Source organism: Microbacterium gorillae (genome assembly GCF_000826185.2).
Lineage (GTDB): Bacteria > Actinomycetota > Actinomycetes > Actinomycetales > Microbacteriaceae > Microbacterium > Microbacterium gorillae.
On sequence record NZ_LN648874.1, the window covers coordinates 265,764 to 290,201 of the forward strand.

The window sequence follows — 24,438 nt, forward strand, 5'->3', positions numbered from 1 at the left end:
TGAACGTCGAACTACCGCGGCTGCGGCATCGCCTAAGGTGGGCTCATGGCGAGCACGGACGCACACGAGGTCACGGCCGTCCTGCACGCGCTCGCCGATCCGGTGCGGTTGGAGATCGTGCGGCAGCTCGCTTCCGCGACGGCGCCCATCGCGTGCGGGGACTTCGGTCTCACCGTCGTCAAGAGCACGCGGAGCCACCATTTCCGGGTGCTGCGCGATGCCGGCGTGATCGGGTCGCAGCGCGTCGCTGGACGGGTGCTCAATGAGCTTCGCCGCGCTGACCTGGATGCCTCGTATCCCGGGCTCCTGGACGCCGTCCTCGGCTCACATCAGGACGTCGAGCTGGAAGGCGCGTGAGTCGCGACGCAGCACGGTGGCGAGCTCGCGGAGTCCGTCCGCGGCGGAACCCGATGCGTGTTCGGAGAGCTGCTTGAGCTGGTCCGACGCTTCCGCCGGAGTGTGCCAGATCGGGTTCGGCCCGAGCAGCTCCGCCAGCTCCTCCGGGTCACCGTCGAAGTCGTCCGGGATGTCCCGATCGTCAGCGTAGGACGCCAGCGTTCGAAGACCCGCGGACTCGGCGGCGACGTCGATCTCCTCGAGGTGCGCGATCAGCATTTCGCCGTGTTCCAGGGAGCCGGTCTGACCGTCCTCCCACCGGATGACCAGTTCGAGAGACATGGCCCCAGTGTCCCAGGTCCACACGGCCGGTTCCAGGGGTGGGGCGGATCAGCGTGCTTGACTGAACGGATGAGCCTCCCTCCGCAGATCGAGATCGTCGCGCAGAGCGCGGCGGACGCCCGCCGTGCCATCGCCGGGGGTGCCGATCGCGTCGAGCTCTGCCAGGCCCTCGCGGTGGGCGGCCTCACGCCCTCGATCGGTCTGATCACCGCGACGGCGGACGCGATCGGTCCGGAGCGGATCGCGATGCTGGTCCGCCCGCGCGGAGGCGGATTCATCTATGACGATGACGAGGTGGCCGTCGTGGCAGCCGACATCCGCGCCGCCGCGGCGATCGGCGTCGGGGCATTCGTGGTCGGCGCGCTCACCGCGGACGGCCGGCCGGACGCTCGCGCCGTGCAGCGGTGGCGCGACGCGTGCGGCGACGCCACGCTGGTGTTCCACCGCGCGATCGACGTGCTGCCCGACCCGGCCCGGTCCGTCTCCGACCTCGTCGATCTCGGTGTTGACCGGGTGCTGAGCAGCGGGGGAGCGGCAGCGAGCGGCGAAGGCGTCGCGACTCTCGCGCGCATGGTCGCGGAAGCCGCCGGCCGTCTGGAGATCATGGCCGGCGGTGGCGTCACCATCGCCGCGATTCCGGCGCTCGTGGGGACCGGAGTCCAGGCCGTGCATCTTTCCGCGCGCACCACGGCCGGTGCGGATGCCCCGGCTGGGCCCGGCGGCGGTGTCGCCGGTCATGACGTCGTGGACCCCGCCGTGGTCGCCGCGGCGGTCGCGGCCGCGCGGCTAGACTGAGCCCCATGACACGCGGCTCCGATTCCTCGGCTGAGGACGACGCCCTGAGCTGGGCGGGCGATGAGAAGGAACCCGAACTGCCGCGCGGCTGGCGTGCCGTGGGGAAGGGCGCGGAGTCCGTGGAGACCGTGGGCGATGAGGTTCCACGCGCCGAGACACGTCCCGGTGACGGGCTCAGCGCGGTACCGACCCCCGCGGGGAACGGTGCACTGCTGGGCATCGGCGTGCTCGCCGGCGTTTACCTGCTCTACGCGGTCGGCTGGTTCGTGGCGGGCAACCGCCTGGCGATCGTGGGCGACGCGCTGCTGTACGGCCAGGTCACCTTCACCATCGTGAAGTGGGCGGCGATCGTCGCCCCGATCATCTGGTACGCCGTGGTGTTCACGCTGACCCTGCACTCGCGCACCTGGGTCCGGTTCGCCTGGCTGATCGCCGGCGCGGTGCTGCTGATTCCGTGGCCGATGCTCGTGAACTGGCAGAGCGCCCTGTTGGGAGGAACGCAGTGAGCGAGACCGTCGCGGGCGTCCCGTCCGAGCATGACAAGCCGCGCACGTCCGGTGCCGGATCGTGGTTGCGGTGGACCGTCGCCGCCGTGTTCGGCTTGCTGTACGCCTATGCGATCTGGCTCGCGCTGTTCATCTTCATCGCGGCCTCGTCCGCTCAGGGCAGCGGGTTGACCGGTCTCGGTGTGGTCGTGATGCTCCTCCCCGTGGCCTTCCCGGTGCTGATCTACCTCGCGGCCATCGTGATCGGCCGGCGGATGTGGGTCTGGCGGCAGGCCTTGATCTTCCTGGCCGGGCTGGGCCTCGTCGCCGTGTTCTGGCTGGACGTGGTGATGTTCCAGGTCGCCGCGCAGTCCTCTCTCGTCGCCGCCTGAGACGACCGCCGCACAGCGCAACATGGTCAGGAGCACCCGACCCGGCGCGGTAGGCTGGCTCCGATCGCGCCCCCCGACGGCGTGCGGCGCATCGGCCTGACTCCCGCGAAAAACCGCTACGAAGGATACCTCTGTGCCTCAGCCCGTCGTGCTCCTCGCCGAGAAGCTCTCACCCGCTACGATCGACGCTCTCGGTCCCGACTTCGACGTCCGTCAGGTCGACGGTACGGACCGGCCCGCGCTGCTGTCCGCGCTCGCCGACGCGGATGCGGTCCTGATCCGTTCCGCGACCCAGATCGATGCCGAGGCGCTCGCCGCAGCCCCCAAGCTCAAGGTCGTCGCACGCGCCGGCGTGGGCCTGGACAACGTGGACATCAAGGCGGCCACCGCCGCCGGAGTCATGGTCGTCAACGCACCGACGTCCAACATCATCTCCGCCGCCGAGTTGACCATCGGTCACATCCTCTCGCTGGCCCGCCACATCCCCGCCGCCCACGCGTCGCTGTCGCAGGGGGAGTGGAAGCGCAGCTCCTTCACCGGCACCGAACTGTTCGAGAAGACGCTCGGCATCATCGGCCTCGGCCGCATCGGCGCGCTGATCACCGCCCGCATGCAGGCCTTCGGCATGCGGGTCGTCGCGTTCGACCCCTACGTCACCTCCGCCCGCGCGCAGCAGCTCGGCGTCGAGCTGCTCAGCCTGGACGACCTGCTCGCGCAGAGCGACTTCATCACGATCCACATGCCGAAGACGCCGGAGACCACCGGCATGATCTCCACCGATCAGCTCGCGGCCATGAAGGATTCGGCGTACATCGTCAACGTCGCCCGCGGTGGCCTGATCGACGAGGATGCTCTCTTCCACGCCCTCAGTGACAACGTGATCGCCGGTGCCGGCCTGGACGTCTTCACCAGCGAGCCGCCGACGGACCAGCGCCTGCTCGGCCTGCCGAACGTCACGGTCACGCCGCACCTCGGTGCGTCCACGGACGAGGCGCAGGAGAAGGCCGGCGTGTCCGTCGCCCGCTCGGTGCGTCTCGCGCTCGGCGGCGACCTCGTCCCGGACGCCGTCAACGTCGCCGGTGGCGCCATCGACCCCTACGTCCGCCCCGGTATCGCCCTGGTGGAGAAGCTCGGTCAGTTCTTCTCGGCCCTGGCTCGCTCACCGCTGACCAGCCTCGACGTCGAGGTACACGGTGAGCTCGCCGACTACAACGTCGACGTGCTGAAGCTCGCCGCGCTCAAGGGCGTGTTCACGAACATCGTCAGCGAGACCGTGTCGTACGTGAACGCTCCGCTGCTGGCCGAGCAGCGCGGCATCGACGTCCGCCTGCTCGTGGACGCCGAGTCCGAGGAGTACCGCAACGTCATCACCCTGAACGGTGCGCTCTCGGACGGTTCGCAGCTGTCCGTCTCCGGCACGCTGACCGGTCCGAAGCAGATCGAGAAGCTCGTCGGCATCAACGGACACCACCTGGAGCTGCCGATCGAGGAGCACCACATCGTGATGCTCTACACCGACCGCCCGGGCATCGTGGCCGTGTACGGCCAGAAGTTCGGCGACGCCGGCATCAACATCGCCGGCATGCAGATCGCGCGTGACGCCGCCGGTGGCGCCGCCCTCAGCGTGCTGACGGTCGACTCCCCGGTGTCCGAGGAGCTGCTTGAGGAGGTCAGCGCCGCGATCGACGCCGACGTCTTCCGCCAGATCGAGATCACCGAGGCCTGACCCCTCGCGAACGAGGTCGGCCCCGCCCGTTCCGGGCGGGGCCGACCTCGTTTCGGCGTGCGTTTCAGCTCGCCGCGACCGCAGACCGGTCCCGGACGCTGTCATCGATCGTGGACAGCGAACCGCCGACGCGGAAGCGCGAGCCGTGGTGGTTCTCGGGAAGGCGGTCACCGGCGCCGAAGAGCTTGTTGCGCAGGGTGCCGTCGGCGTACTCGGTCGGGTACAGGCCACGGCGCTGGAGCTCCGGGACGACGAACTCGACGACGTCCTCGAACGTGCCGGGCGTCACTGCGTAGGCGAGGTTGAACCCGTCGATCCCGGTCTCCGCGACGATGCGTTCCATCGTGTCCGCGACCGTGGCGCCGGAGCCGACGACGGTGGTGCCGAGTCCGGCGACGCCGATGTGATCGACGAGGTCGCGCACCGTCCACGTGATGCCGTCGCCGCTGCCGGAGTCGAAGCCTGCGACGATCGACTGGATCGCGTTGCTCTCGATGTTGCCGATCGGCTCGTCCAGGTCGTAGCGGGACAGGTCCACGCCCATCCAGCCGGACATCAGCGTCAGCGCGCCCTCCGGATTCACGAACGACAGGTAGTCCGCGTGCTTCGCGTGCGCGAGCTCGTCGGTCGCGTCCGTGATCACGGTGAGGAGGAGGTAGATCTTCGCCGAATCGGCCTCACGACCGGCGTCGACCAGGGCGGCGCGGATCGAGTCGACGCTCTTCTTCGCCGCGGCGGTCGTCGGACACGCGATGAAGATCGCCTCCGCGTGGCGGGACGCGAACGCGATACCGCGCGGGGAGGCGCCGGCCTGGAACACCAAGGGTGTGCGCTGCGGCGACGGCTCGGAGAGATGGATGCCCGGGACGCGGAAGTGCGTGCCCTCGTGACCGATGTGGTGCACCTTCGCCGGATCGGCGAAGACGCCGCTCTCGCGGTCGCGCACGACGGCGTCGTCCTCCCACGAGCCTTCGAGCAGCTTGTAGATGACCTCGAGGTATTCGTCGGCGTGGTTGTAGCGGTCGTCGTGCTCGCGCTGGTCGTCGTGTCCGAGGTTCCGGGCGGCGGAGGGGAGGTAGCCGGTCACAACGTTCCACGCGACGCGCCCCTTCGTCAGGTGGTCCAGGGTCGAAAGGCGGCGGGCGAACGGCACCGGGTGCTCGTACGCGGTGCCCGCCGTGATGCCGAAGCCGACGTTCTCGGTGACCGCGGCCATCACCGCGGCGAGCTGCACGGGATCGTTCACCGGCACCTGGGAACCGGTGCGGATGGCGGCCTCGTCGCTGCCGCCGTAGACGTCGTACGTCCCGAGCACATCAGCGATGAAGACCGAGTCGAACAGGCCGCGCTCGGCGATCCGGGCGAGGTTCGTCCAGTAGGAGATGTCCTTGTAGCGCCACGCCTGGTCTTCGGGGTGGCGCCACAGGCCCGAGCTCTGGTGCGCGACGCAGTTCATCTCGAACGCGTTGAGTCGGATGTGCTTGCGCAGTTGTGCCGCCATGACGAGCGTCCCTTCGGTTCGGGTCACGTCGCGGCCGGCGGGCCGCGAGCCCCTCAGAAGTTACGGGAATCGCTCGCGGAAAGCGCATCAGATGACGCGGGATGTCGCCGGAGGACCGCGTGTGTCATCCCGCGGACCCGCGGTCAGGAATCTTCCGGCGTGAAGTTCAGCGACAGGGAGTTCATGCAGTACCGCTGGCCGGTCGGGGTGCCGAAGCCGTCGGGGAAGACGTGGCCGAGATGGCCTCCACAGCGGGCGCAGCGGACCTCGGTGCGCTCGATGCCGAGCGAGGTGTCCGGCAGAAGCTCGACGGCTTCCGGGCGGACGGAATCGTAGAAGCTCGGCCAGCCGCAGTGCGAGTCGAACTTCGTGCCGCTCTGGAACAGCTCATTGCCGCAGCCGGCACAGGTGTAGAAGCCCGTCCGATCCTCATCGAGAAGCTCGCCCGTCCACGCGCGCTCGGTCCCCGCCTCTCGCAGCACCGCGTACTGCTCATCGTCGAGCTCTGCACGCCACTGCGCTTCCGTCTTCTCGACGTCATATGCCATATCCAGACCCTATCGAGCCCGCGGGTGGGAAGACGCTCGCGGGCCCCTGCAAGACGCTTCATGACGCACTGTGGCACCCGGATCGTCGTCCGGAAATCCCCGACCATACGCTGAGGACATGACCGCGTCCCGCGCCCAATCGACCTATCAGGTGCGCCTTGCGTGGGGCGCTGCCGGTCTGACCCGACTCGCCGACGCCGGAGTCGTGGTGCTCGTTGACGCCATCCCGGAATCCGCGGACGCGGTGCGCGCCCTCGCCGCGCAGGCTCGGGAACGGGCGGGGGCGCCCGTGGTGTTCGCGGGGACGCTGCGCAACGCGACCGCGACGGCCGAGGCGATCTACCGCGAGCAACTCGCCCGTGGCGGCCGGACCGCCGTGAACCTCGTGCTCGTCGGCGACGACGGCGCCTTCGCGGTTGAGGACTATCTGGCCGCCGGCGCGATCGGCGCTGCCCTGACGAAGCTCGGCCTCGACCACTCCGCGCCCGATGTCGCCGTCGCGACCGAGGGATTCCACGGGCTCACTCGCGCGCTCAAACACCTGCTCTCCGCCAGTGCCGCGGGTATGGAACTGACCGCCGCCGGACGCCGCGATGAGGTCCGCGCCGCGGCCGAGGTCGACGCGGAGACGGTCGCCGCGCCCATCCGCGACTGATCGCACGCCAGACGAACGAAACGCCCCGTCCGGCATCGTGCCGGACGGGGCGTTCTGCGGTGCGGGCCGGACCCGCGAACGCTCTCAGCGTGCCGTGACCTGCCGCTTGGACGAGATGACGCCGGTGTCGAAGCCGGCGAGGTGCAGGCCGCCGTGGAAGCGGGCGTGCTCGATCTTGACGCAGCGGTCCATCACGACCTGCAGGCCTCCGGCCTCGGCGATCGCGGCGGCCTCCTCGTTCCAGGAGCCGAGCTGCAGCCAGAGCACCTTCGCGCCCACGGCGACGGCCTCGCGTGCGACGCCGGGAAGGTCCGCATTCTTGCGGAAGACGTCGACGATGTCCGGGACCACGGGAAGATCGGCGAGCGATGCGTAGACCTTGTGCCCCAGGATCTCGTCGACGCGCGGGTTGACGAAGTAGACCTCGTACGGCGAGCTGGAGAGCAGGTAGGTCGCGACGAAATAGCTCGCGCGGGCGGCGTTCGCGGACGCCCCGACGATCGCGATGGACTTGGCCGTGCGGAGCATGCCGAGGCGCGCCGCCGCGGTGGGTCCCTGCCACGTGCGTACCGCGGTCGTGTTCGCTGCGGGAACCGGTAGCGCGCAGGCCACGCCCGCGGTCGGGTCCGGGGTCGAGGCGTCGGTCATCGCTGCTCTCCTGTCGCGAGGGTGAGTGCCTGGTCCAGGTCCCACAGGATGTCTTCGGGGTCTTCGATGCCCACCGAGATGCGGATGAGATCGGCCGGGACGCCCGCGGTGACCAGCTGCTCGGGCGTGAGCTGCTGGTGCGTGGTGGACGCGGGGTGGATCACGAGCGTCCGCGCGTCACCGATGTTCGCCAGGTGGCTGGCGAGCTGCAGCGACTCGATGAACGTCTCGCCCGTCGAGCGGGCGGCGTCCAGGCGCTCCGCGTCCGAGGCGAAGCCGCCGGAGGGACGGACACCGAACGCGAACACCGATCCCGGACCGAGGGGGAAGTACTTCTGCGCGCGCTCGTGGTGCGGGTGGCCTTCCAACCCGGCCCACGTGATGAACGACACGCGGCGATCGCCGGCGAGCCACTCCGCGACCACGCGCGCGTTGGCGATGTGGGCGTCCATGCGCTGGGGGAGCGTCTCCACGCCCTGGAGCAGGTTGAACGCCGACTGCGGGCTGAGCGAGGGTCCGATGTCGCGCAGCTGCTCGCTGCGGAGCTTGGTGAGGAAGCCGTACTCGCCGAAGTTGTCCCACCACGAGATGCCGCCGTAGGAATCCACCGGCTCCGTCATCTGCGGGAACTTGCCGTTGCCCCAGTTGAAGGTGCCGGCCTCGACGACGATGCCGCCGAGGGTCGTGCCGTGGCCGCCGAGGAACTTCGTCACCGAGTGGATGACGATGTCGGCGCCGTGCTCGATCGGACGCAGCAGGTACGGGGTGGCGAGCGTCGCGTCGACGACGAGGGGGATGCCCGCCTCGTGCGCGACGGCGGCCAGGCCCTCGAGGTCGGAGATCTCGCCGCCGGGGTTACCGATGGCCTCGACGTAGAGCACCTTCGTGTTCGCGCGGATGGCCTTGCGGAACTCCTCCGGGTCGGACGACGCCACGAACGTCGTGTCCACACCGAAACGGCGCAGCGTCACATCGAGCTGCGTCACGGTGCCGCCGTAGAGCTGCGCGGACGCGACCACGTGATCGCCCTGGCCGACCAGCGCGGCGAACGTGATGAACTCCGCCGACATGCCGCTCGCCGTGGCGACGGCGCCGATGCCGCCCTCGAGCGACGCGATGCGCTCCTCCAGCGAAGCCACGGTCGGGTTGCCGATGCGCGTGTAGATGTTGCCGTACTTCTGCAGCGCGAACAGGTTCGCGGCGTCCTGCGGGCTGTCGAACACGAACGACGTGGTCTGGTAGATCGGCACGGCGCGCGCGCCCGTGGTCGCGTCGGGGGCGCCGCCCGCGTGGAGGGCTCGGGTGCGGAACCCGAACTGATGCTCGCTCATGTGGTTTCCTTCGCTGCAGTGGTCGGTGCCTGGGCGAGACGGACGGCTTCACGGACGCCCTCGACGGCCCAGGGGTTCTGGAGGCTGGTGGTGTCACCGAGCGGATCACCCTGCCAGATCTGCGCGAGGAGTCGCCGCAGGATCTTCCCCGACCGGGTCTTGGGCAGTTCCGGGACGCGGACGACGATCTTCGGCTTCGCGATCGGGCCGATGTCGTGCGCCACCTGGGCGCGCAGATCGTCGGGAGTCGGTTCGCCCGCTGCGCCGTCGACGACGAACGCGGCAACGGCCTGGCCAGTCAGGGGGTCGGCGATGCCGGTGACGCCCGCCTCTCCGACGGTCGGGTGCGCGACGAGGGAGGACTCGATCTCGATCGTGGACAGGCGGTGGCCGGAGACGTTGATCACGTCGTCGAGGCGTCCGAGGATCCAGACGTAGCCGTCCGCGTCCATCGTCGCACCATCACCGGCGACGTAGTAGGCGCCGTGCTCGCCCGTGCCGGCGAACGGGGCCCAGTACGAGTCGCGGTAGCGTTCCGGGTTGCCCCAGACGGTGCGCGCCATGCCCGGCCACGGACGGCGGACGACCAGGGTGCCAGACCGTCCGGGGGCGACGGGGTCGCCCGCCTCGTCCACCACGGCGATGTCGATGCCGGGCAGCGCCACTGTCGCGGACCCCGGTTTCAGGGCGGTCACGCCGGGCAGCGGGACGATCATGGCGGCGCCGGTCTCGGACTGCCACCACGTGTCGATCACCGGAGTCTCGTCGCGCCCGAAGTTTCGGCGGAACCACACCCAGGCTTCCGGGTTGATGGCCTCGCCGACCGTGCCGAGCAGACGAATCGTGGACAGGTCGTAGCCGCGGGTGTTCGGGAGCGTGTCACCGAACCAGGTCATCAGCGTGCGGATCAGCGTCGGGGCGGTGTAGTACACCGTGACCCCGTAGCGGTCGATGATCTCGAGGTGACGCTCACGGTGTCCGGCGTCCGGGGTGCCCTCGTAGATCACCTGCGTCAGGCCGTTCGAGAGCGGCCCGTAGATCTCGTACGTGTGCGCGGTCACCCACGCGAGGTCCGCGGTGCACCAGTGCACGTCGTCCGGCTTGGCGTCGAAGTGCGCCCAGTGCGCCCAGCTCGCCTGGGTGAGATAGCCGCCCATCGTGTGCACGAGGCCCTTGGGCTTGCCGGTGGTGCCGGAGGTGTAGATGATGAACAGCGGCTGCTCGGCGTCGAAGGACTCGGCGTCGTGCGTCTCCGCCTGGGTCTCGACGACGTCGTGCCACCGCACGTCCCGGCCGTCGGTCCACGGCACGTCGAGACCGGTGCGCGGGACGACCAGCACGTGTTCCAGGTCGGGGAGGTCGGCGGCCGCGTCGTCGGCGATCGACTTGACCTCGACGGCCTTGCCGCGGCGGAACTGACCGTCGCTCGTGACGAGCAGCTTCGCGCCCGTGTCCTCCAGGCGGAAGCGGACGGCTTCCGCGGAGAAACCGCCGAACACGAGGGAGTGGACGGCGCCGATGCGTGCGCACGCGAGCGCGATGACGACCGTCTCGACCAGGACGGGGAGGTACACCACGACGCGGTCGCCGGCCTCGATGCCGAGGGAGGTGAGTCCGTGCGCCGCCTGCGCGACGCGGCGCTGGAGGTCGGCGTACGTCACGGTGGTCCGGTCGCCGGGTTCGCCCTCGAAGAACAGGGCGACCTTCTCGCCGCGTCCGGCGGTGACGTGTCGGTCGACGCAGTTCGTCGCGACGTTCAGTCGCCCGCCCAGGAACCATGCCGCTTCCGGAATACTCAGCGAACCGTCGGCGGTCGGCACGGGAGGCGCCCACGTGTGGGCGGTGTGCCAGCGTTCGGTCCACTCCAGGCGCTCGGCGGCGCGCTCCCAGAACGCGGTCGGGTCGGCGGCCGCGGTGTCGTAGACGGACGCGTCGACATTGGCCTGCGCGGCGAACGCAGCGGACGGGAGGAAGGTGCGCGATTCGGTCAGGCGCACTTCCGCATCGGTGTCGAGCACGTCGGTCACCGGATCGCAGCCATCGCTTCGAGCACGATGCGAAGCGCGGTGGCATCGGCGCGCCGCGCGCGTCCGATCGGCGCGGGTACAGGCGTTGTGAAGTGCTGACTCATCACGCGAAGTCTTGCCGGGACGAGCGTGATCCGTGCATTCGTGACGTAACAAAGCGATTCATCGGCGTCGCGAGCGGGCTCGTTCCGGCAAAGATGCGGCGCCGGGGCAGGGGGTCAGACGATGGCTCGCGACAGCAGGGCCAGGAGGGCGTCGATGTCCGGAACGCCCGCGACAGACCCCACGCCGAGGGCGGCGTTGAAGTAGACGCCGTCGGCGACGAGCATCACCAGGTCCACGGCCGTCTCATCGCTGATCGCTTCGCGCAGGAGCTCGCGCCAGGACGTCCGCAGCGCGGTGAGGGCCGCGATGGCGGCGGGGGAGCCGACCGTGGCGAGACGTCCGACCGCGATGAGGGCGCGATCCAGCGGAGTGCCCACCTCCACCGACGTGCGGATGAACGCGTCCACGACGCCACCCGGTGCGGCGCGCATCGCCGCCGTGTCGGCGTCGACGAGCGCGAGGAGACGCTCAGCCAGGCCCTCCTCGAGGGCGAGCTTGGACGGGAAGTGGTAGATCAGCCCGCCCTTGGAGACGCCGGCTCGGGAAGCGGTGGCGTCCATCGTCGCGGCGCGCTCGCCCTCGTCGATGATGAGGGCCTCGAAGGCGTCGAGCACCTTCTCGCGGGCGTGTGGGGGACGGGCCATGATCAGTCTCCGTTCGGGTTCTTGTATTACTATACCGGCTGGTCGGTATAGTTTCCTGAGGCCGACCCGGACGAACGAGGAAGAAATGTCGATCAACACGCGCGCACTCCGAGCCCCCGGCGGTGACGGGCGCGTCACCTGGCGGGGCTGGATGGCACTCGTGGTGCTCATGCTCCCGGTGCTGCTGGTGTCCGTTGACAACACGGTCCTGACGTTCGCGCTCCCGGACATCGCTCAGGCCCTCCGTCCCACGAGCATCGAACAGCTCTGGATCGTGGACGCCTATTCGCTCGTCCTGGCCGCTCTTCTGGTCACGATGGGAACGCTCGGCGACCGGTTCGGACGTCGTCGTCTGCTGCTGATCGGCGCGACGGGCTTCACCGCCGTCTCCGTGCTCGCCGCGTTCGCCCCGACGGCCGCTCTGCTGATCGCCGCCCGCGCGGCGCTCGGCGTCTTCGGTGCGATGCTGATGCCGTCCACGCTGTCCCTGATCCGGACGATCTTCATGGACGACACCCAGCGTCGCCTGGCCATCGCGATCTGGGCGTCCGGATTCTCCGCGGGGGGAGCGCTCGGGCCGATCGTCGGCGGCTTCCTGCTCGAGCACTTCGCGTGGGGCTCCGTCTTCCTGATGGCCGTCCCGGTGATGATCCCGCTGCTCGTGTTCGCGCCGATGCTCGTGCCGGAGACGCGGGACCCTAACCCGGGCCGGATCGATCCCGTCAGCATCGTCCTGTCCATCGCTGCGATGACACCGTTCGTGTACGGCATCAAGGAGCTCGCCGTTGAGGGGCCGCTGAGTCTCGCACCGGTGTGGTTCGTCGTCGGCATCGTGTTCGGCGTCCTGTTCGTGCGCCGCCAGCTCCGGGCCCGCGAACCGATGCTGGACGTGAAACTGTTCGCCAACCCGCGATTCAGCGGGTCGGTGCTCGTGAACCTGCTCAGCGTCTTCGGCCTGATCGGGTTCCTCTTCTTCGCCTCGCAGCACCTGCAGCTGATCCTCGGCCTGAGCCCGATGCAGTCCGGCCTCGCCCTGCTGCCCGGCCTCGTCGTGATGATCATCGCGGGCCTCGCGGTCGTCCCGATCGCCCGCCACGTCGCGCCGCGGGTGATCGTCCCGATCGCGCTGGCGTTCTCCGTGATCGGCTTCGTCCTCTCCGCGGTGTCCGCGCAGGACGGCGCTCTCGGCACGCTGATCGCGGCGTTCGTCGCGCTCGGCCTCGGGATCGGCGCAGCGGAGACGATCTCCAACGACCTGATCCTCGCGTTCGCTCCGCCCGCGAAGGCCGGGGCCGCATCCGCCGTCTCCGAGACGGCCTACGAACTCGGCGCGGTCCTCGGCACCGCCGTGCTGGGCAGCGTCCTGACCGCGCTGTACCGGGTGCACCTCGTGGTGCCGTCCGGGATCGGAGCCGACCAGGCCGCCGCGGCCCACGAAACCCTCGCCGGCGCGATGGTGACCGCGGACGAGATCGGCGGGACGCTCGGGGAGCAGCTGCGGGACGCGGCGGCCCACGCGTTCGACTCCGGAGTGCTCGTCACGGGCCTCATCGGGGCCGGACTCATCGTGATCGCGGGCGTCATCGCGGCCACTACGCTGGGAGGACGGTCCGCCTCGTCCGCCGCGGACTGACAACGAAGGAGTGCCATGTCGCGTGTCGTGAAGCTGGCCGTCATCCCCGGTGACGGCATCGGCCCGGAGGTCGTCGCCGAGGCGGAGAAGGTGCTCGCCGCGGTCACCGCGAACAGCGACGTGACATTCGAGCGCACCCCGTTCTCGCTCGGCGCGGCACGTTACCTCGAGACCGGCGACACACTCACGGACGCTGACCTCGCCGCGATCGCCGAGCACGACGCGATTCTGCTCGGCGCCGTCGGCGGCGTACCGGGCGACCCGGCGCTGAAGGACGCCAACATCGAGCGTGGTCTGCTGCTGAAGCTCCGCTTCGAGCTCGACCACTACGTGAACCTCCGTCCGTCGCGGCTGTACCCGAACTCGTCCTCGCCGCTGGCCGAGCCCGGCGAGATCGACTTCGTCGTCGTGCGTGAAGGCACCGAGGGGCCGTACGTGGGCAACGGCGGCGCGATCCGCCGCGGCACGGCGCACGAGATCGCCAACGAGGTCAGCGTCAACACCGCCTACGGTGTCGAGCGCGTCGTCCGCTACGCCTTCGAGCTCGCGCAGAAGCGCCGCCACAAGCTGACGCTGGTGCACAAGACGAACGTCCTGGTGCACGCCGGTGGCATGTGGCAGCGCATCGTGAACGCCGTGGCCGAGGAGTTCCCGGAGGTCGCAGTAGACTACCTGCACGTCGATGCCGCGACGATCTTCCTGGTCACGAACCCTTCGCGCTTCGACGTCATCGTCACCGACAACCTGTTCGGTGACATCCTCACCGATCTGGCTGGGGCCGTCACCGGCGGCATCGGCCTCGCCGCCTCCGGAAACATCAACCCGGACGGCGCGTTCCCGTCGATGTTCGAGCCCGTGCACGGTTCGGCGCCGGACATCGCCGGCCAGCAGAAGGCAGACCCCACGGCTGCGATCGGTTCCGTCGCCCTCCTGCTCGATCACCTGGGGCTGGAGGACGAGGCGCGTCGCGTCCACGACGCCATCGAGGCCGACGTCGCCGAACGAGGCGACACGGTCCGCACCACCACGCAGATCGGCGACGCGATCGCGGCGCGGGTTCAGGCGTAATCTGGTCCCGCGCGACAACGCCGTTCCGACACAAACTCACCCAGGATGTGACATGACCGATACCTCCACGCTCGAGTTCCAGGTGACCCGCAATCTCGCGGCGAAGACCGATGCTCAGCGAGACGAGATCCTCGCCAACCCCGGCTTCGGGCAGTACTTCACCGACCACATGGTCGATGTCTGCTGGTCCGAGAACGGTGGCTGGCACCGCCCGCGCGTGCAGCCCTATGGCCCGATCTCGCTCGACCCGGCGGCCTCCGTCCTGCACTACGGTCAGGAGATCTTCGAGGGCATCAAGGCCTACCGGCACGCCGACGGTTCGGTGCACACGTTCCGCCCGCTGGAGAACGCTCACCGGCTGCAGCGCTCGGCTCGCCGGATGGCGCTGCCGGAGTTGCCGGAGGAGATCTTCGTCCAGTCGCTGCGGGAGCTCATCGCGCAGGACGTCGCGTGGGTGCCGTCCGGTGCCGACCAGTCGCTGTACTTCCGTCCGTTCATGTTCGCCAAGGAGGCCTTCCTCGGTGTCCGTCCGGCGAAGAAGGTGGCGTACTACCTCATCGCCTCTCCCGCCGGGGCGTACTTCGCCGGTGGCGTGAAGCCGGTCAGCATCTGGCTGAGCGAGGACTACGCCCGCGCAGGCAAGGGCGGCACCGGGGCCGCGAAGACCGGTGGCAACTACGCCTCCAGCCTGATCGCTCAGGCCGAGGCCGCCGAGCACGGTTGCGACCAGGTCGTCTTCCTCCGCGACGGCAACGTCGAGGAGCTCGGCGGCATGAACGTCGTCTTCGTCATGAAGGACGGCACGATCGTCACGCCCGAGTCGGACTCGATCCTGCAGGGCATCACGCGCGACTCGATCCTGCAGCTCGCCGCGGATCGCGGTCACACGGTGGAGCGCCGCGCCATCTCACTGCAGGAGTGGCGCGATGGGGTCGCCAACGGCGACATCGTCGAGGTGTTCGCATGCGGCACCGCCGCCGTGCTGAGCCCGATCGGCGTGCTCAAGGGCGAAGGCTTCGAGGACGTGCAGCCGCTCGGCGAGCTGGCCGCGTCCCTGCGCCAGGAGCTGACCGACATCCAGTACGGCCGCGCCGAGGACAAGCACAACTGGCTCGTCCGCCTCTCCGACTGACCCACCCCCGCCGAAACACCCAAGCACGTCCGAGACCCCGCGCGGTGCGGGGTGTTTCGGACGTGCTTGGGTGTTTCGCGTCAGAGGGCGGCGGGCTCGGGAGCGGCGGCGGCGACGGCGGCCTCGTGCTCGGCGCGGGAGAGCAGGAAGTGCGGCTCCTTGATCGTCTCGGTCTCGGTCCGGACCGGCTTGATCAGGTCGATGACGCTCACCACGATGAACGAGGCGATCGCCCACAGTGCCAGGACGAGCAGGTGGATCGCGATTCCGGCGCCGTCGAAGTAGAGGATCGCGCGGATGGACTCCACCGCCGCCGGCATCGGTAGCACGTCGTGCAACCACCGGAAGGCTTCCGGTTCCATGTAGATGGACAGCGCGCCGTTGGAGGAGGGCACACCGAGGAACATCATGACCCCGACGACGGGGATCACCGCGAGCAGACCGAGCAGTCGCTCCAGGATCGTCGTGAACATGGCGACGGCGAAGATCGCCAGTGTCCCGGTGCCGAACAGCTGCCAGAAATGTCCGTCCACCGCGCCCGTGATCGGGTCGGCGATCAGCCAGATGACCGTGGACATGAACGGCGCGTACACGGCCAGGATCGGGACGAGGCGCCGGAGCGGGCGCGACGAGGGTGCCGCGTTCGCCGAGACCACGATGATCATGAATCCGGCGAGGATCCACCCCATGCCGACGTACATGCTCACCGTGCCGTTGCTGTCGTCCTTCGGAAGCGGTGCGACGTCCTCGGCGGCCACCGGCAGGTTCTGCGCGGCGGCGACCTGCGTGAACACCCGCGTCACCACCATCGCTGCGGGGTTGCCGCCGGCCTGATTCGTGATGACCGTCGCGGACGGGTTCTCCTGTGACGGCAGGACGAATGCGCCGACGACCGTGCGGTCGCTCACGAGATCGCGAGCTTCGTCCGCGTCATCGAGCACCGTGTAGACGAACATGTCCGGCATCTGCTCGTCCAGGGCGTCCGCAGTCTGCTGCGCTTGCTCTTCGGTCGCGCCGACGACGGCGACGGGCATGTCGCGCGGTACGGGGGAGTGCATCGCCCCGAGCATGACCGAGATCATCATGGCGACCATCAGGAACGGGAACAGGAACAGCGGCACCGCGTGCCAGAACTTGGACGTGGGACGTCGACCGCCGTGCAGGGACGGCATGTTCACCAGCATGGGCGGAGGCGTGGGGTTCTTGCGGCGCTTCAGGGCGTCGAAGGCGAGTGTTGCGCCGAGGCCGACCAGCGAGCCGATGCCGAGCACCAGGAGATGCGGCCAGACCCCCGCCCCATCGAAGTAGAGCACCGACCGCATGGACTCACCGATCGCGGGGGTCGGCAGGAATCCGTGCAGGAACTGGTAGAAGCCGGGCATCGTGTGCACGGACATCGCCATGTTCGAAGCGGGCATTCCCAGCACCATCAGGAACAGCATGCCGACGATCACCGCCATCGGCCCGAACAGTCGTGTGAAGAACAGCTGCACGCTGCCGATCGCGAACACCCCGAGCCAGGCGATCCCCATCACCGCGCCGGCATCCGCGCCGTCGACGATGCCGAGGATCGGCCCGGTCACGGTCCAGACGGTCGCCGCGACGACGGCGGCCCAGGCCGCCACCAGCGGCACCGCGCGACGGAAGCGCAGCAGGCGAGGTGCGTACGAGACGAGCACGCTGAAGGGCAGATACCCCGCCATCGCCAACGCGGTGGCGAGGAACATCGCGCCCATCCCGGAGGCGTCGCCGTCCGGCAGCGGAACGAGGTCTTCGCTGGTGAGCGTGAGGCCGGACGCCACGGCCTCCGGCGCGACGAGGGACGTCACGACGCTGACCTGAGACGCCCCGGCGGCGGAGGCGGTGTACAGCGTTGCGGTCGTGCCGTCCACGACGACGGCTCCGGACACCTCCCGATCCACGACCTGCTGCCGGGCGAGCGCCGCGGAATCGGCGACGGACATCGCCACCGCGTCCGGATCGGCGTCGGTCAGTGCGTCGGCGAAGGCCTGCGCGTCCGATCCGGCGACGACGATCGGCATGTGGTGGGGGGTGGGGTTGTGCATCGTGCCGAGATAGCCGGTGATCATCATCCCGACCATGATGAGCGGCATCGCGAACATGGCAACGTACCGACCGATCGTCTCGGCGCGCGCCCTTTTGCGCACGGCGTCGGCGTCCGCTCGCGCCTGCCGACGGTCCGGGATGGGCGCCTCGACCGGCTGGGCATCGGTCGGGGAAGTGGGTGTCGTCACGCGAGCTCCTGCGTCCGCCGACGCCGCGGAGAGCGCAGCGACGGCATGATGGTTGATCTTCAGCAACCAAATTACGCCATGTGACTTAAAATCGTCTGAACGGACGATTTCCCGGCGCGTTCGGTTTCGCTACCGTTGATCGACGATGACGGGAGCGAGATGACGCAGCACACCGAGCGGACACGCGACGCCCTCCTGCGCTCCGCGGAGGAACTCTTCGCCCGCGAAGGGGTTGAGGCGGTCTCGAATCGCCGCATCGCGGAGCACGCCGGGGCCGCGAACCACTCCGCGGTCGCCTACCACTTCGGCTCCCGCGATGACCTGCTGCGGGCTCTGCTGGAAAGGGACCGCGACCGAATGGCTCTCCGGCGGGACGAACTGGATCGGGAGCTCGGCCGGGGGGCGAGCATGCATGACGTCATCACGGCCCGGATCCTGCCCTGGATCGAACTGCTCGCCGAACAGCCGACCCCGAGCTGGCGGGCGCGTTTCCTGGAGCAGGTCAGCGCCCTGCCGGAGGGAGCCGCTCTGCTGCGCGAGAACGCGATCGCGGCGGCGGGGCTCGACGATCTGCTTGATCGGGACGCGTTCACGGACGTGGACCTGGCCCCGAGCGTCCGACGTGCGCGCGCCGGCATCGTCGGGGCGATGGTGCTGCGCGCGTGCGCCGAGTACGAGCAGCGTCGCGAGGACGGCACGGCCGAGGGGGACTGGCTCGCGATGGGCTACTTCCTGATCGACGCGGCGACCGGGCTGGTCACCGCCCCCGCCACCCCGCGCGCCGACTTCGTGCGGTCCCGCCTGTGACCCCACGTCGGTTTCGCGGCAGGGCTGATCAGGTCCGGAGGCCGGCGATAGGCTGAGCGGGTGAGGATCGCACGCTTCAGCCACCAGGACGCCATCAAGTACGGCATCGTCGACGACACCGATCTCGTGGTGCTCGCCGGTGATCCCATGTTCGCCGGTTATGACACGACGGGCGAGCGCGTGCCCCTGGCCGATGCGGCCCTGCTGGCGCCGGTGATCCCGCGGTCGAAGGTCGTCGCGGTCGGGCGGAACTACGTCGATCACGCCGCCGAGTTCGGCAACGACGTGCCGGCCGAACCGCTGCTGTTCCTCAAGCCGAACACTTCGGTGATCGGCCCGGGCGACGCGATCGTGCGTCCGGTCGCGCTGTCCGAGCGCACCGAGTTCGAGGGCGAGCTCGCCGTCATCGTCGGCCGCATCGCGAAGAACGTCCCGGCCGGGCGCGCCCTGGAGTACGTCTTCGGCTACACGATCGCCAACGACGTGACGGCGCGAGACCTGCAGCGCAGCGACGGTCAGTGGTCCCGCGCGAAGGGATTCGACACGTTCTGCCCGCTCGGCCCCGCGATCGAGACGGAATTCGATCCGACGGTCGGCACCCTGACGACGCGCCTGAACGGCGACGTGAAGCAGTCGGCTCCGCTGTCGGACATGGTCCACCGGGTGCCCGAGATCATCGCGTACGCGTCGGCGGCTTTCACGCTGCTGCCGGGGGACGTCATCCTCACCGGCACGCCGGCTGGTGTCGGCCCGTTCGTTGCGGGGGACGTCGTCGAGGTGGAGATCACCGGGCTGGGAATCTTGCGCAACACCGCGCGCGACGCGTCGTGACCGCCCCGGTCGCGCTCGATTACGCGCGCATCCAGCGTCGTACGGTCGGCGTGCTCGCCGCCGGCCAGATCCTCGGCGGGGTGGCTTTCGGTGCCACCGTCAGCCTCGGCGCCCTGCTGGCGAGGGACATCACCGGCGAGGACGCGCTCAGCGGTTTCGCCACCGCATCCGTGACCCTGGGGGCGGCGCTGGCCGCCATCCCACTCGCTCGTCTGGCCGCGAAAGCCGGTCGTCGGTTCGCCCTGACCCTCGGCAATCTGCTCGCGCTGATCGGCATCAGCATCGTGATCACCGCGGCCGCGCAGTCCGTGTTCGCGCTCTTCATCGTCGGCATCGTGCTGATCGGCATGGGCAACGCCGGGAACCTGCAGTCCCGCTTCGCCGCGACGGACCTCGCCGAGCCCGCCCGGCGCGGACGTGATCTGTCGGTCGTGGTGTGGGCCACGACGGTCGGCGCGGTCGCCGGTCCGCTGCTGCTCGGGCCGGGCGAGGCCGTCGGACGTGCTCTGGGCATGCCGGTGCACACCGGCTCATACATCTTCTCCCTGGTCGCGCAGGTCGCGGCATTCCTCCTGTACGTGATCGCGCTGCGTCCGGACCCGCTGCGGACCGCGCAGCAGCGTGACGCGACCAGTGGTCCGGCGGCGGTCGCGGACCGCGCCGACCGCCCGCGCGTGGCCCGTTACGCGATCTTCGCGGTGGCCGCCTCGCACGCGGTGATGGCATCTGTGATGGCGATGACGCCGATCCACCTCCAGCACATGACGCACGGCGATGCCACCGTCATCGTCGGCATCACGATCGCCGCTCATGTCGCCGGGATGTACGGCCTCTCACCGGTGTTCGGCTTCATCTCCGACCGCTTCGGGCGGGTGCGAGTGATCCTGCTCGGGCAGCTGCTGCTCGCCGGCGCCCTCGTATCGGCGTTCATCGGTGGGGACTCGCACGCGGGCGTCCTCGTCGCACTGGTGCTGCTCGGCCTCGGCTGGAGCGCCGCGACCGTCGCGGGAAGCGCGCTGCTGACGGAGGCCTCGGCCCCGGATCGCCGTCCGAAGCGCCAGGGGCTGTCCGACTCGCTGATGAGCCTGTGCGCGGCCGTCGGTGCGGTGCTCGCCGGCCTGGTGCTCGCCGCCGTGGAGTACCGGGGCCTGGCGCTCACCGCCCTCGTTCTGGTGGTCGCCGTGACGGCCCTCTCACCCCTGGCCCTGAAGGTCCGCGACCCCCAGTCCTGAGACCCGGTGTCCCACTTTCCGTGGGGCATATCGGGACGGGTGATGAACGGAGGGGCGGGAGTACGCTGGGCGCGGGCGCCGCTGCTGGTCGGGCCGGACGGGTGCCGGGCGGGGGGGAGCATGGCGCACGTCCTGGTGGCGGCCGTCCCGTTCGCCGGTCACGCCCCACCGGCCGCGGGGGTCGCGGCCCGACCCGGGGAAACCGGGCGTCCGGGGACCGCCCACACCCGGGGCCGAACGGAGGGGCGGGAGTACGCTGGGCGCGGGCGCCGCTGCTGGTCGGGCCGGACGGGTGCCGGGCGGGGGAGAGCATGGCGCACGTCCTGGTGGCGGCCGTCCCGTTCGCCGGTCACGCTCGACCGGCCGCGGGCGTCGCGGCCGAACTCGTGAAACGCGGGCTTCGGGTGACCGCCTACACCGGTGAACGCCATCGTGCGCTGTTCGAAGCCGCCGGATGTCGCGTGGTGTCCTGGCGGCGTGCTCAGGACTTCGATGAGAGCCGTCTGACCGAGACGTTCCCGGCGACGGGACGGCCCGGAGTCCGGGGCCTGGTCGCAAACGTGCGAGACGTCTTCATCGGCACCGCTCCGGGACAGGTCGAGGACATCCGAGCGATCCACGCGGCCGACCCGTTCGACCTCATCGTGGCCGACGTGATGGCGGTCGGGCCGCCGATCGCGGCCGCGCTGTTGGACGTGCCCTGGGTGACGCTCGGTGTGCTCCCGCTGATGCTGAGCAGTCGGCACCTGCCGCCGCCCGCACTCGCGATTCCCCCGGGGCAAGGCGTGCTCGGCCGCTGGCGCGACGCGATTCTGCGCGCGGGCGGAGACCTCGCCGGTGCACCCCTGCGACGATTGCTGAACAGGCTCCGCGCGGACTACGGGTTGCCCCCGGTCCGCCGGTTCGAGGACGGGTTGCACTCCCGGCTGCTCACGCTCAATGCGGGTTGCGAGCTCCTCGACGGCGCGCGCCCGGACCTGCCGACGTGGGTGCGCTACATCGGACGCTTCGATTCCGCCCCGGCGACCTTCCCGCCACCGGACGAGCGCGTCCGGCGTCTGCTCGCCGCCGATGCTCCACTCGTGCTCGTGACGCAGGGAACGTTCGACACCGACCCCGATGACCTCCTTCGACCGACCGTTCGTGCTCTGGCGGGCGAGCCCATGGCGGTGATCGCCACGATTTCGCCGACGGACCTCGGCTTCGACAGTCCGGCGAACACGGTGGCCGTGCCGACGGTCGCATTCGCGGAGGTCCTGGACCGGGTGGCGGTCTACATCACCAACGGCGGATGGGGCGGCACGCTCGAGGCGCTCGAGCACGGTGTGCCCCTCATCGTCGCCGGAGGCGACCTCGACAAGCCGACGATCGCGATGCACGTCGAGTTGGCCGGCGTCGGAATCAACCTGCGGACGGGCTCGCCCACCGAGCAGGCGATCCGGGACGCCACTGGCCGCATCCTCGCGGAGCCCGAGTTCCGGGCTCGTGCCGAGGAGGTCGGCCGACGCCTCCGCGAGCTGGGCGGATCCGGGGCCGGGGCCGCAGCGATCGTGGCCCTGCTGCAGCCGATGTCGGGGTGACACCGCCGCTGCGCGGCACCCCGGGCTCACGCCACCTCAGCCGAACAGTTGTGTCTCGATCTGGTCCGCCCACGTCGCAGCGTCGAGATTGGACCAGCTCACATCCAGCCAGACGCCATCCCGGTACACGGCCTTGCCGCCGACGGGGTAAGCGTTGCCCTGGTAGTCGCCCTGCCGGTCGGTGCGGCACATCGGGTAGCCGGCGGATTCGTCGCAGGTGGTTCCCTCCGTGGTGGCCAGCTGCGCGAACGCCGCCGTGACCGCCGCTGCCTCCGCGTGGCCGATGCGCACGGAGATGCCGGTGACATCGCCGGCGAACCAGCTGCAGGACAGGTCGATCGTGGCGCCGGCCGGCGTGTTCGGGCCGGCCTCCGGGGACGGGTCCGGCTGCGGCTGGACATGTTCGAGAATCGCCTCGCGCGTCGCCGCCTCCCCGAGGTCGTCGCAGGACGCCGGAATCGTCACCGTCGTCGGCGCTTCGGTCGTCGGTTCGGTCGTCGGTTCGGTCGTGGGCTCTTCGCTCGTGATCGGTGCCGCGGATGTCGTTGCCGTACCGCTGCCTGTTCCGGTCGCGCATGCCGTGAGTGCGATTCCCGCGACGGCGAGGAGAGCGAAGGCGCCTGTGGCGCGCAGCGTCGTGGTTCGTGTGTTGCTCATGGTTCGGTCCCCCTAGATCCAAGTGCCATGTTCTGGTGAAAGGGTGACACCGCGAGGCGTAGGACGGAAGCGGCGATGTCAAGCTGTGACCTCCTTCCCGACAGGCGTGGGCGGAAGGCCTCCCGACGTAGAATGGACGGTGATGTCGAACACGCCTGATTCCCGCACCACGACCGCCTCCGGCAGTGACGTCCGCGTCCGCTTCTGCCCCTCGCCGACGGGCCTGCCGCACGTCGGCATGATCCGGACCGCGCTGTACAACTGGGCCTACGCGCGCCACACCGGCGGCAAGCTCATCTTCCGCGTCGAGGACACCGACGCCGCCCGTGACAGCGAGGAGAGCTACCGTCAGCTCGTCGACGCGCTGACGTGGCTGAAGATCGACTGGGACGAGGGCGTCGAGGTCGGCGGTCCGCACGCGCCCTACCGGCAGTCCGAGCGCAAGCCGATCTACGCCGACGTGCTGCAGAAGCTCATCGACGCCGACGCGGTCTACGAGAGCTACTCGAACGCGGAGGAGATCGACGCGCGCAACGAGGCCAACGGCCGGGCCAAGCAGCTCGGGTATGACAACTACGACCGCGACCTCACCGACGAGCAGAAGGCCGCGTTCCGCGCGGAGGGTCGCGAGCCCGCCTACCGCCTGCGCGTTCCGGACCAGGACTTCACCTACGTCGACCTCATCCGCGGCGAGGTGACCTTCCCGGCTGGGTCCTTCCCGGACTTCGTGCTGGTCCGCGCCGGTGGCCACGCCCTCTACACCTTCACCAACCCGGTGGACGATGCGCTGATGGGCATCACGCACGTCATCCGCGGCGAGGACCTGATGCCCTCGACCGCGCGTCAGCTCGCGCTGTACGCCGCCCTCAACGACGCCGGAGTGACAGACTTCGTTCCGCGTTTCGGGCACATGCCGCTCGTGCTCGGTGAGACCGGCAACAAGAAGCTGTCCAAGCGCGACCCGAAGGCGGATCTCTTCCTGCAGCGCGAGAAGGGCTTCATCCACGAGGGCCTGCTGAACTACTTGGCGCTGCTCGGCTGGTCCATCGCCGCCGATCGTGACGTGTTCTCGCTGGACGAGTTCATCGCGGCGTTTGACATCGCCGACGTGAACCCGAACCCGGCCCGATTCGACCAGAAGAAGGCCGAGTCGATCAACGGCGACCACATCCGCATGCTCACTGCGGAGGACTTCGCCGATCGTGCGCTGGCCTACATGACGGACATCTTCGGTGGCGAGCCCTCGGCCGACCAAGCGGCGCTCTTCCGTCGCGCGACGCCGCTCGTGCAGGAGCGTGTGCAGTTGCTCGGCGAGGTGCCCGGCATGCTCGGATTCCTCTTCACCGACACCGTCACCTATGACGAGGACGCGCTGAAGGGACTGCCCGCGAACACCGGTGAGGTGCTGGCCGGTTGCGTGGCTGCACTGGCGGACATCCCCGAGGTCGACTTCGATGCGGAGCACGTGCAGGCTGCCCTTTCCCGCGTGCTGGTCGAGGAGCTCGGACTGAAGCCGCGCGTCGCCTACGGCCCGCCGCGGGTGGCGATCACCGGCCGCCGCGTGTCGCCGCCGTTGTTCGAGTCCATGGAGCTGCTGGGCAAGAAGGAGACGCTGCGGCGTTTGGACGCTCTGTCCGCCGCTCGTTCCTGAAGTGAGTCTTCGTGGGGCGTCCGGCGGTTCGCCGGGCGCCCCACGGCGTTTCGGCCT

General features: G+C 69.7%; 23 protein-coding genes. 14 read left to right on the forward strand and 9 right to left on the reverse strand.

The features are described 5' to 3' along the window. Nucleotides 1-45 precede the first annotated feature (45 nt). Nucleotides 46-357: an ArsR/SmtB family transcription factor gene (locus BN1193_RS07165; RefSeq protein WP_040165114.1), complete on the forward strand. Its 312-nt coding sequence runs from the start codon at nt 46-48 to the stop codon at nt 355-357. Here the strand turns inward: BN1193_RS07165 and BN1193_RS07170 are convergent. Further along, the gene (locus BN1193_RS07170; RefSeq protein ID WP_040165116.1) at nt 325-678 is read right to left on the reverse strand and encodes a hypothetical protein; all 354 of its coding nucleotides are present in this window, start codon (nt 676-678) and stop codon (nt 325-327) included. The two genes, BN1193_RS07165 and BN1193_RS07170, sit on opposite strands and share 33 nt — an antisense overlap. A gap of 69 nt (nt 679-747) precedes the next feature. On the opposite strand from BN1193_RS07170, the gene BN1193_RS07175 reads away from it, so the two are divergent. The 4 genes from BN1193_RS07175 to serA all read left to right on the forward strand — a co-directional run bounded on the left by BN1193_RS07175 (nt 748) and on the right by serA (nt 4,076). After that, on the forward strand, nt 748-1,473 hold the full coding sequence (locus BN1193_RS07175) for a copper homeostasis protein CutC (protein ID WP_052460532.1): 726 nt from the start codon (nt 748-750) through the stop codon (nt 1,471-1,473). Between the two features lie 5 nt (nt 1,474-1,478). Then, nucleotides 1,479-1,979 carry a hypothetical protein gene (locus BN1193_RS07180; protein ID WP_040165118.1) on the forward strand — a complete coding sequence of 167 codons (501 nt, stop codon included), beginning with the start codon at nt 1,479-1,481 and terminating at the stop codon, nt 1,977-1,979. Continuing rightward, nucleotides 1,976-2,350, forward strand: a complete 375-nt coding sequence (locus tag BN1193_RS07185; protein WP_052460533.1) for a hypothetical protein — start codon at nt 1,976-1,978, stop codon at nt 2,348-2,350. The genes BN1193_RS07180 and BN1193_RS07185 overlap by 4 nt, the downstream gene beginning before the upstream one ends. Before the next feature lie 133 nt (nt 2,351-2,483). Next, on the forward strand, nt 2,484-4,076 hold the full coding sequence (gene serA / locus BN1193_RS07190) for a phosphoglycerate dehydrogenase (protein WP_040165119.1): 1,593 nt from the start codon (nt 2,484-2,486) through the stop codon (nt 4,074-4,076). 64 nt (nt 4,077-4,140) lie between these two features. Here serA and BN1193_RS07195 read toward each other — a convergent pair whose 3' ends face one another. Both BN1193_RS07195 and msrB read right to left on the reverse strand, forming a co-directional pair. After that, complete coding sequence (locus BN1193_RS07195; protein WP_230206441.1) at nt 4,141-5,577, reverse strand: LLM class flavin-dependent oxidoreductase; 1,437 nt, start codon at nt 5,575-5,577, stop codon at nt 4,141-4,143. 143 nt (nt 5,578-5,720) lie between these two features. Next, nucleotides 5,721-6,125, reverse strand: coding sequence for a peptide-methionine (R)-S-oxide reductase MsrB (gene msrB / locus BN1193_RS07200; protein WP_040165121.1), 405 nt, complete (start codon nt 6,123-6,125; stop codon nt 5,721-5,723). Nucleotides 6,126-6,243: 118 nt separating this feature from the next. Between msrB and BN1193_RS07205 the strand changes: the two genes are divergently transcribed. After that, a complete protein-coding gene (locus BN1193_RS07205; RefSeq protein ID WP_040165122.1) occupies nt 6,244-6,780 on the forward strand; it encodes a 2-phosphosulfolactate phosphatase in 537 nt (178 codons plus the stop codon). Nucleotides 6,781-6,864: 84 nt separating this feature from the next. Here the strand turns inward: BN1193_RS07205 and BN1193_RS07210 are convergent, their stop codons facing one another. The 4 genes from BN1193_RS07210 to BN1193_RS07225 all read right to left on the reverse strand — a co-directional run bounded on the left by BN1193_RS07210 (nt 6,865) and on the right by BN1193_RS07225 (nt 11,535). Next, nucleotides 6,865-7,308: a CoA-binding protein gene (locus tag BN1193_RS07210; protein ID WP_230206471.1), complete on the reverse strand. Its 444-nt coding sequence runs from the start codon at nt 7,306-7,308 to the stop codon at nt 6,865-6,867. Between the two features lie 116 nt (nt 7,309-7,424). Next, the gene (locus BN1193_RS07215) at nt 7,425-8,759 is read right to left on the reverse strand and encodes an O-acetylhomoserine aminocarboxypropyltransferase/cysteine synthase family protein (RefSeq protein ID WP_040165126.1); all 1,335 of its coding nucleotides are present in this window, start codon (nt 8,757-8,759) and stop codon (nt 7,425-7,427) included. Then, nucleotides 8,756-10,786 (reverse strand): acetate--CoA ligase, encoded by a 2,031-nt coding sequence (gene acs, locus BN1193_RS07220; RefSeq protein ID WP_052460534.1) that lies wholly within the window; start codon nt 10,784-10,786, stop codon nt 8,756-8,758. Before acs ends, BN1193_RS07215 begins: the two co-directional genes overlap by 4 nt. 218 nt (nt 10,787-11,004) lie before the next feature. Continuing rightward, nucleotides 11,005-11,535 (reverse strand): TetR/AcrR family transcriptional regulator, encoded by a 531-nt coding sequence (locus BN1193_RS07225; RefSeq protein WP_040165128.1) that lies wholly within the window; start codon nt 11,533-11,535, stop codon nt 11,005-11,007. A gap of 85 nt (nt 11,536-11,620) precedes the next feature. Between BN1193_RS07225 and BN1193_RS07230 the strand changes: the two genes are divergently transcribed. Genes BN1193_RS07230 through BN1193_RS07240 form a run of 3 tightly spaced genes read left to right on the forward strand, consistent with a single transcriptional unit; the run spans nt 11,621 to nt 15,368 of the window. After that, nucleotides 11,621-13,168 (forward strand): MFS transporter, encoded by a 1,548-nt coding sequence (locus BN1193_RS07230; protein ID WP_040165130.1) that lies wholly within the window; start codon nt 11,621-11,623, stop codon nt 13,166-13,168. Nucleotides 13,169-13,183: 15 nt separating this feature from the next. Next, complete coding sequence (locus tag BN1193_RS07235) at nt 13,184-14,236, forward strand: 3-isopropylmalate dehydrogenase (protein ID WP_040165131.1); 1,053 nt, start codon at nt 13,184-13,186, stop codon at nt 14,234-14,236. Between the two features lie 52 nt (nt 14,237-14,288). After that, the gene (locus BN1193_RS07240) at nt 14,289-15,368 is read left to right on the forward strand and encodes a branched-chain amino acid aminotransferase (RefSeq protein WP_040165133.1); all 1,080 of its coding nucleotides are present in this window, start codon (nt 14,289-14,291) and stop codon (nt 15,366-15,368) included. Nucleotides 15,369-15,448: 80 nt separating this feature from the next. Here BN1193_RS07240 and BN1193_RS07245 read toward each other — a convergent pair whose 3' ends face one another. After that, nucleotides 15,449-17,623, reverse strand: a complete 2,175-nt coding sequence (locus BN1193_RS07245; RefSeq protein WP_230206442.1) for an ABC transporter permease — start codon at nt 17,621-17,623, stop codon at nt 15,449-15,451. 159 nt (nt 17,624-17,782) lie between these two features. Here BN1193_RS07245 and BN1193_RS07250 point away from each other — a divergent pair, with 159 nt between their 5' ends. The 4 genes from BN1193_RS07250 to BN1193_RS07265 all read left to right on the forward strand — a co-directional run bounded on the left by BN1193_RS07250 (nt 17,783) and on the right by BN1193_RS07265 (nt 22,073). Continuing rightward, nucleotides 17,783-18,430 carry a TetR/AcrR family transcriptional regulator gene (locus BN1193_RS07250; RefSeq protein ID WP_040165670.1) on the forward strand — a complete coding sequence of 216 codons (648 nt, stop codon included), beginning with the start codon at nt 17,783-17,785 and terminating at the stop codon, nt 18,428-18,430. A gap of 60 nt (nt 18,431-18,490) precedes the next feature. After that, entirely contained in the window at nt 18,491-19,261 is a 771-nt protein-coding gene (locus BN1193_RS07255) for a fumarylacetoacetate hydrolase family protein (RefSeq protein WP_040165135.1), read from the forward strand. Further along, a complete protein-coding gene (locus BN1193_RS07260) occupies nt 19,258-20,493 on the forward strand; it encodes an MFS transporter (RefSeq protein ID WP_040165137.1) in 1,236 nt (411 codons plus the stop codon). The genes BN1193_RS07255 and BN1193_RS07260 overlap by 4 nt, the downstream gene beginning before the upstream one ends. A 311-nt stretch (nt 20,494-20,804) precedes the next feature. After that, a complete protein-coding gene (locus BN1193_RS07265; RefSeq protein ID WP_040165139.1) occupies nt 20,805-22,073 on the forward strand; it encodes a glycosyltransferase in 1,269 nt (422 codons plus the stop codon). A gap of 36 nt (nt 22,074-22,109) precedes the next feature. Here the strand turns inward: BN1193_RS07265 and BN1193_RS07270 are convergent, their stop codons facing one another. Then, nucleotides 22,110-22,730 (reverse strand): hypothetical protein, encoded by a 621-nt coding sequence (locus BN1193_RS07270; protein ID WP_040165142.1) that lies wholly within the window; start codon nt 22,728-22,730, stop codon nt 22,110-22,112. A 142-nt stretch (nt 22,731-22,872) separates the two neighbouring features. Between BN1193_RS07270 and gltX the strand changes: the two genes are divergently transcribed. Beyond that, the gene (gltX, locus tag BN1193_RS07275) at nt 22,873-24,381 is read left to right on the forward strand and encodes a glutamate--tRNA ligase (RefSeq protein ID WP_040165144.1); all 1,509 of its coding nucleotides are present in this window, start codon (nt 22,873-22,875) and stop codon (nt 24,379-24,381) included. The last annotated feature ends 57 nt before the right edge of the window (nt 24,382-24,438 follow it).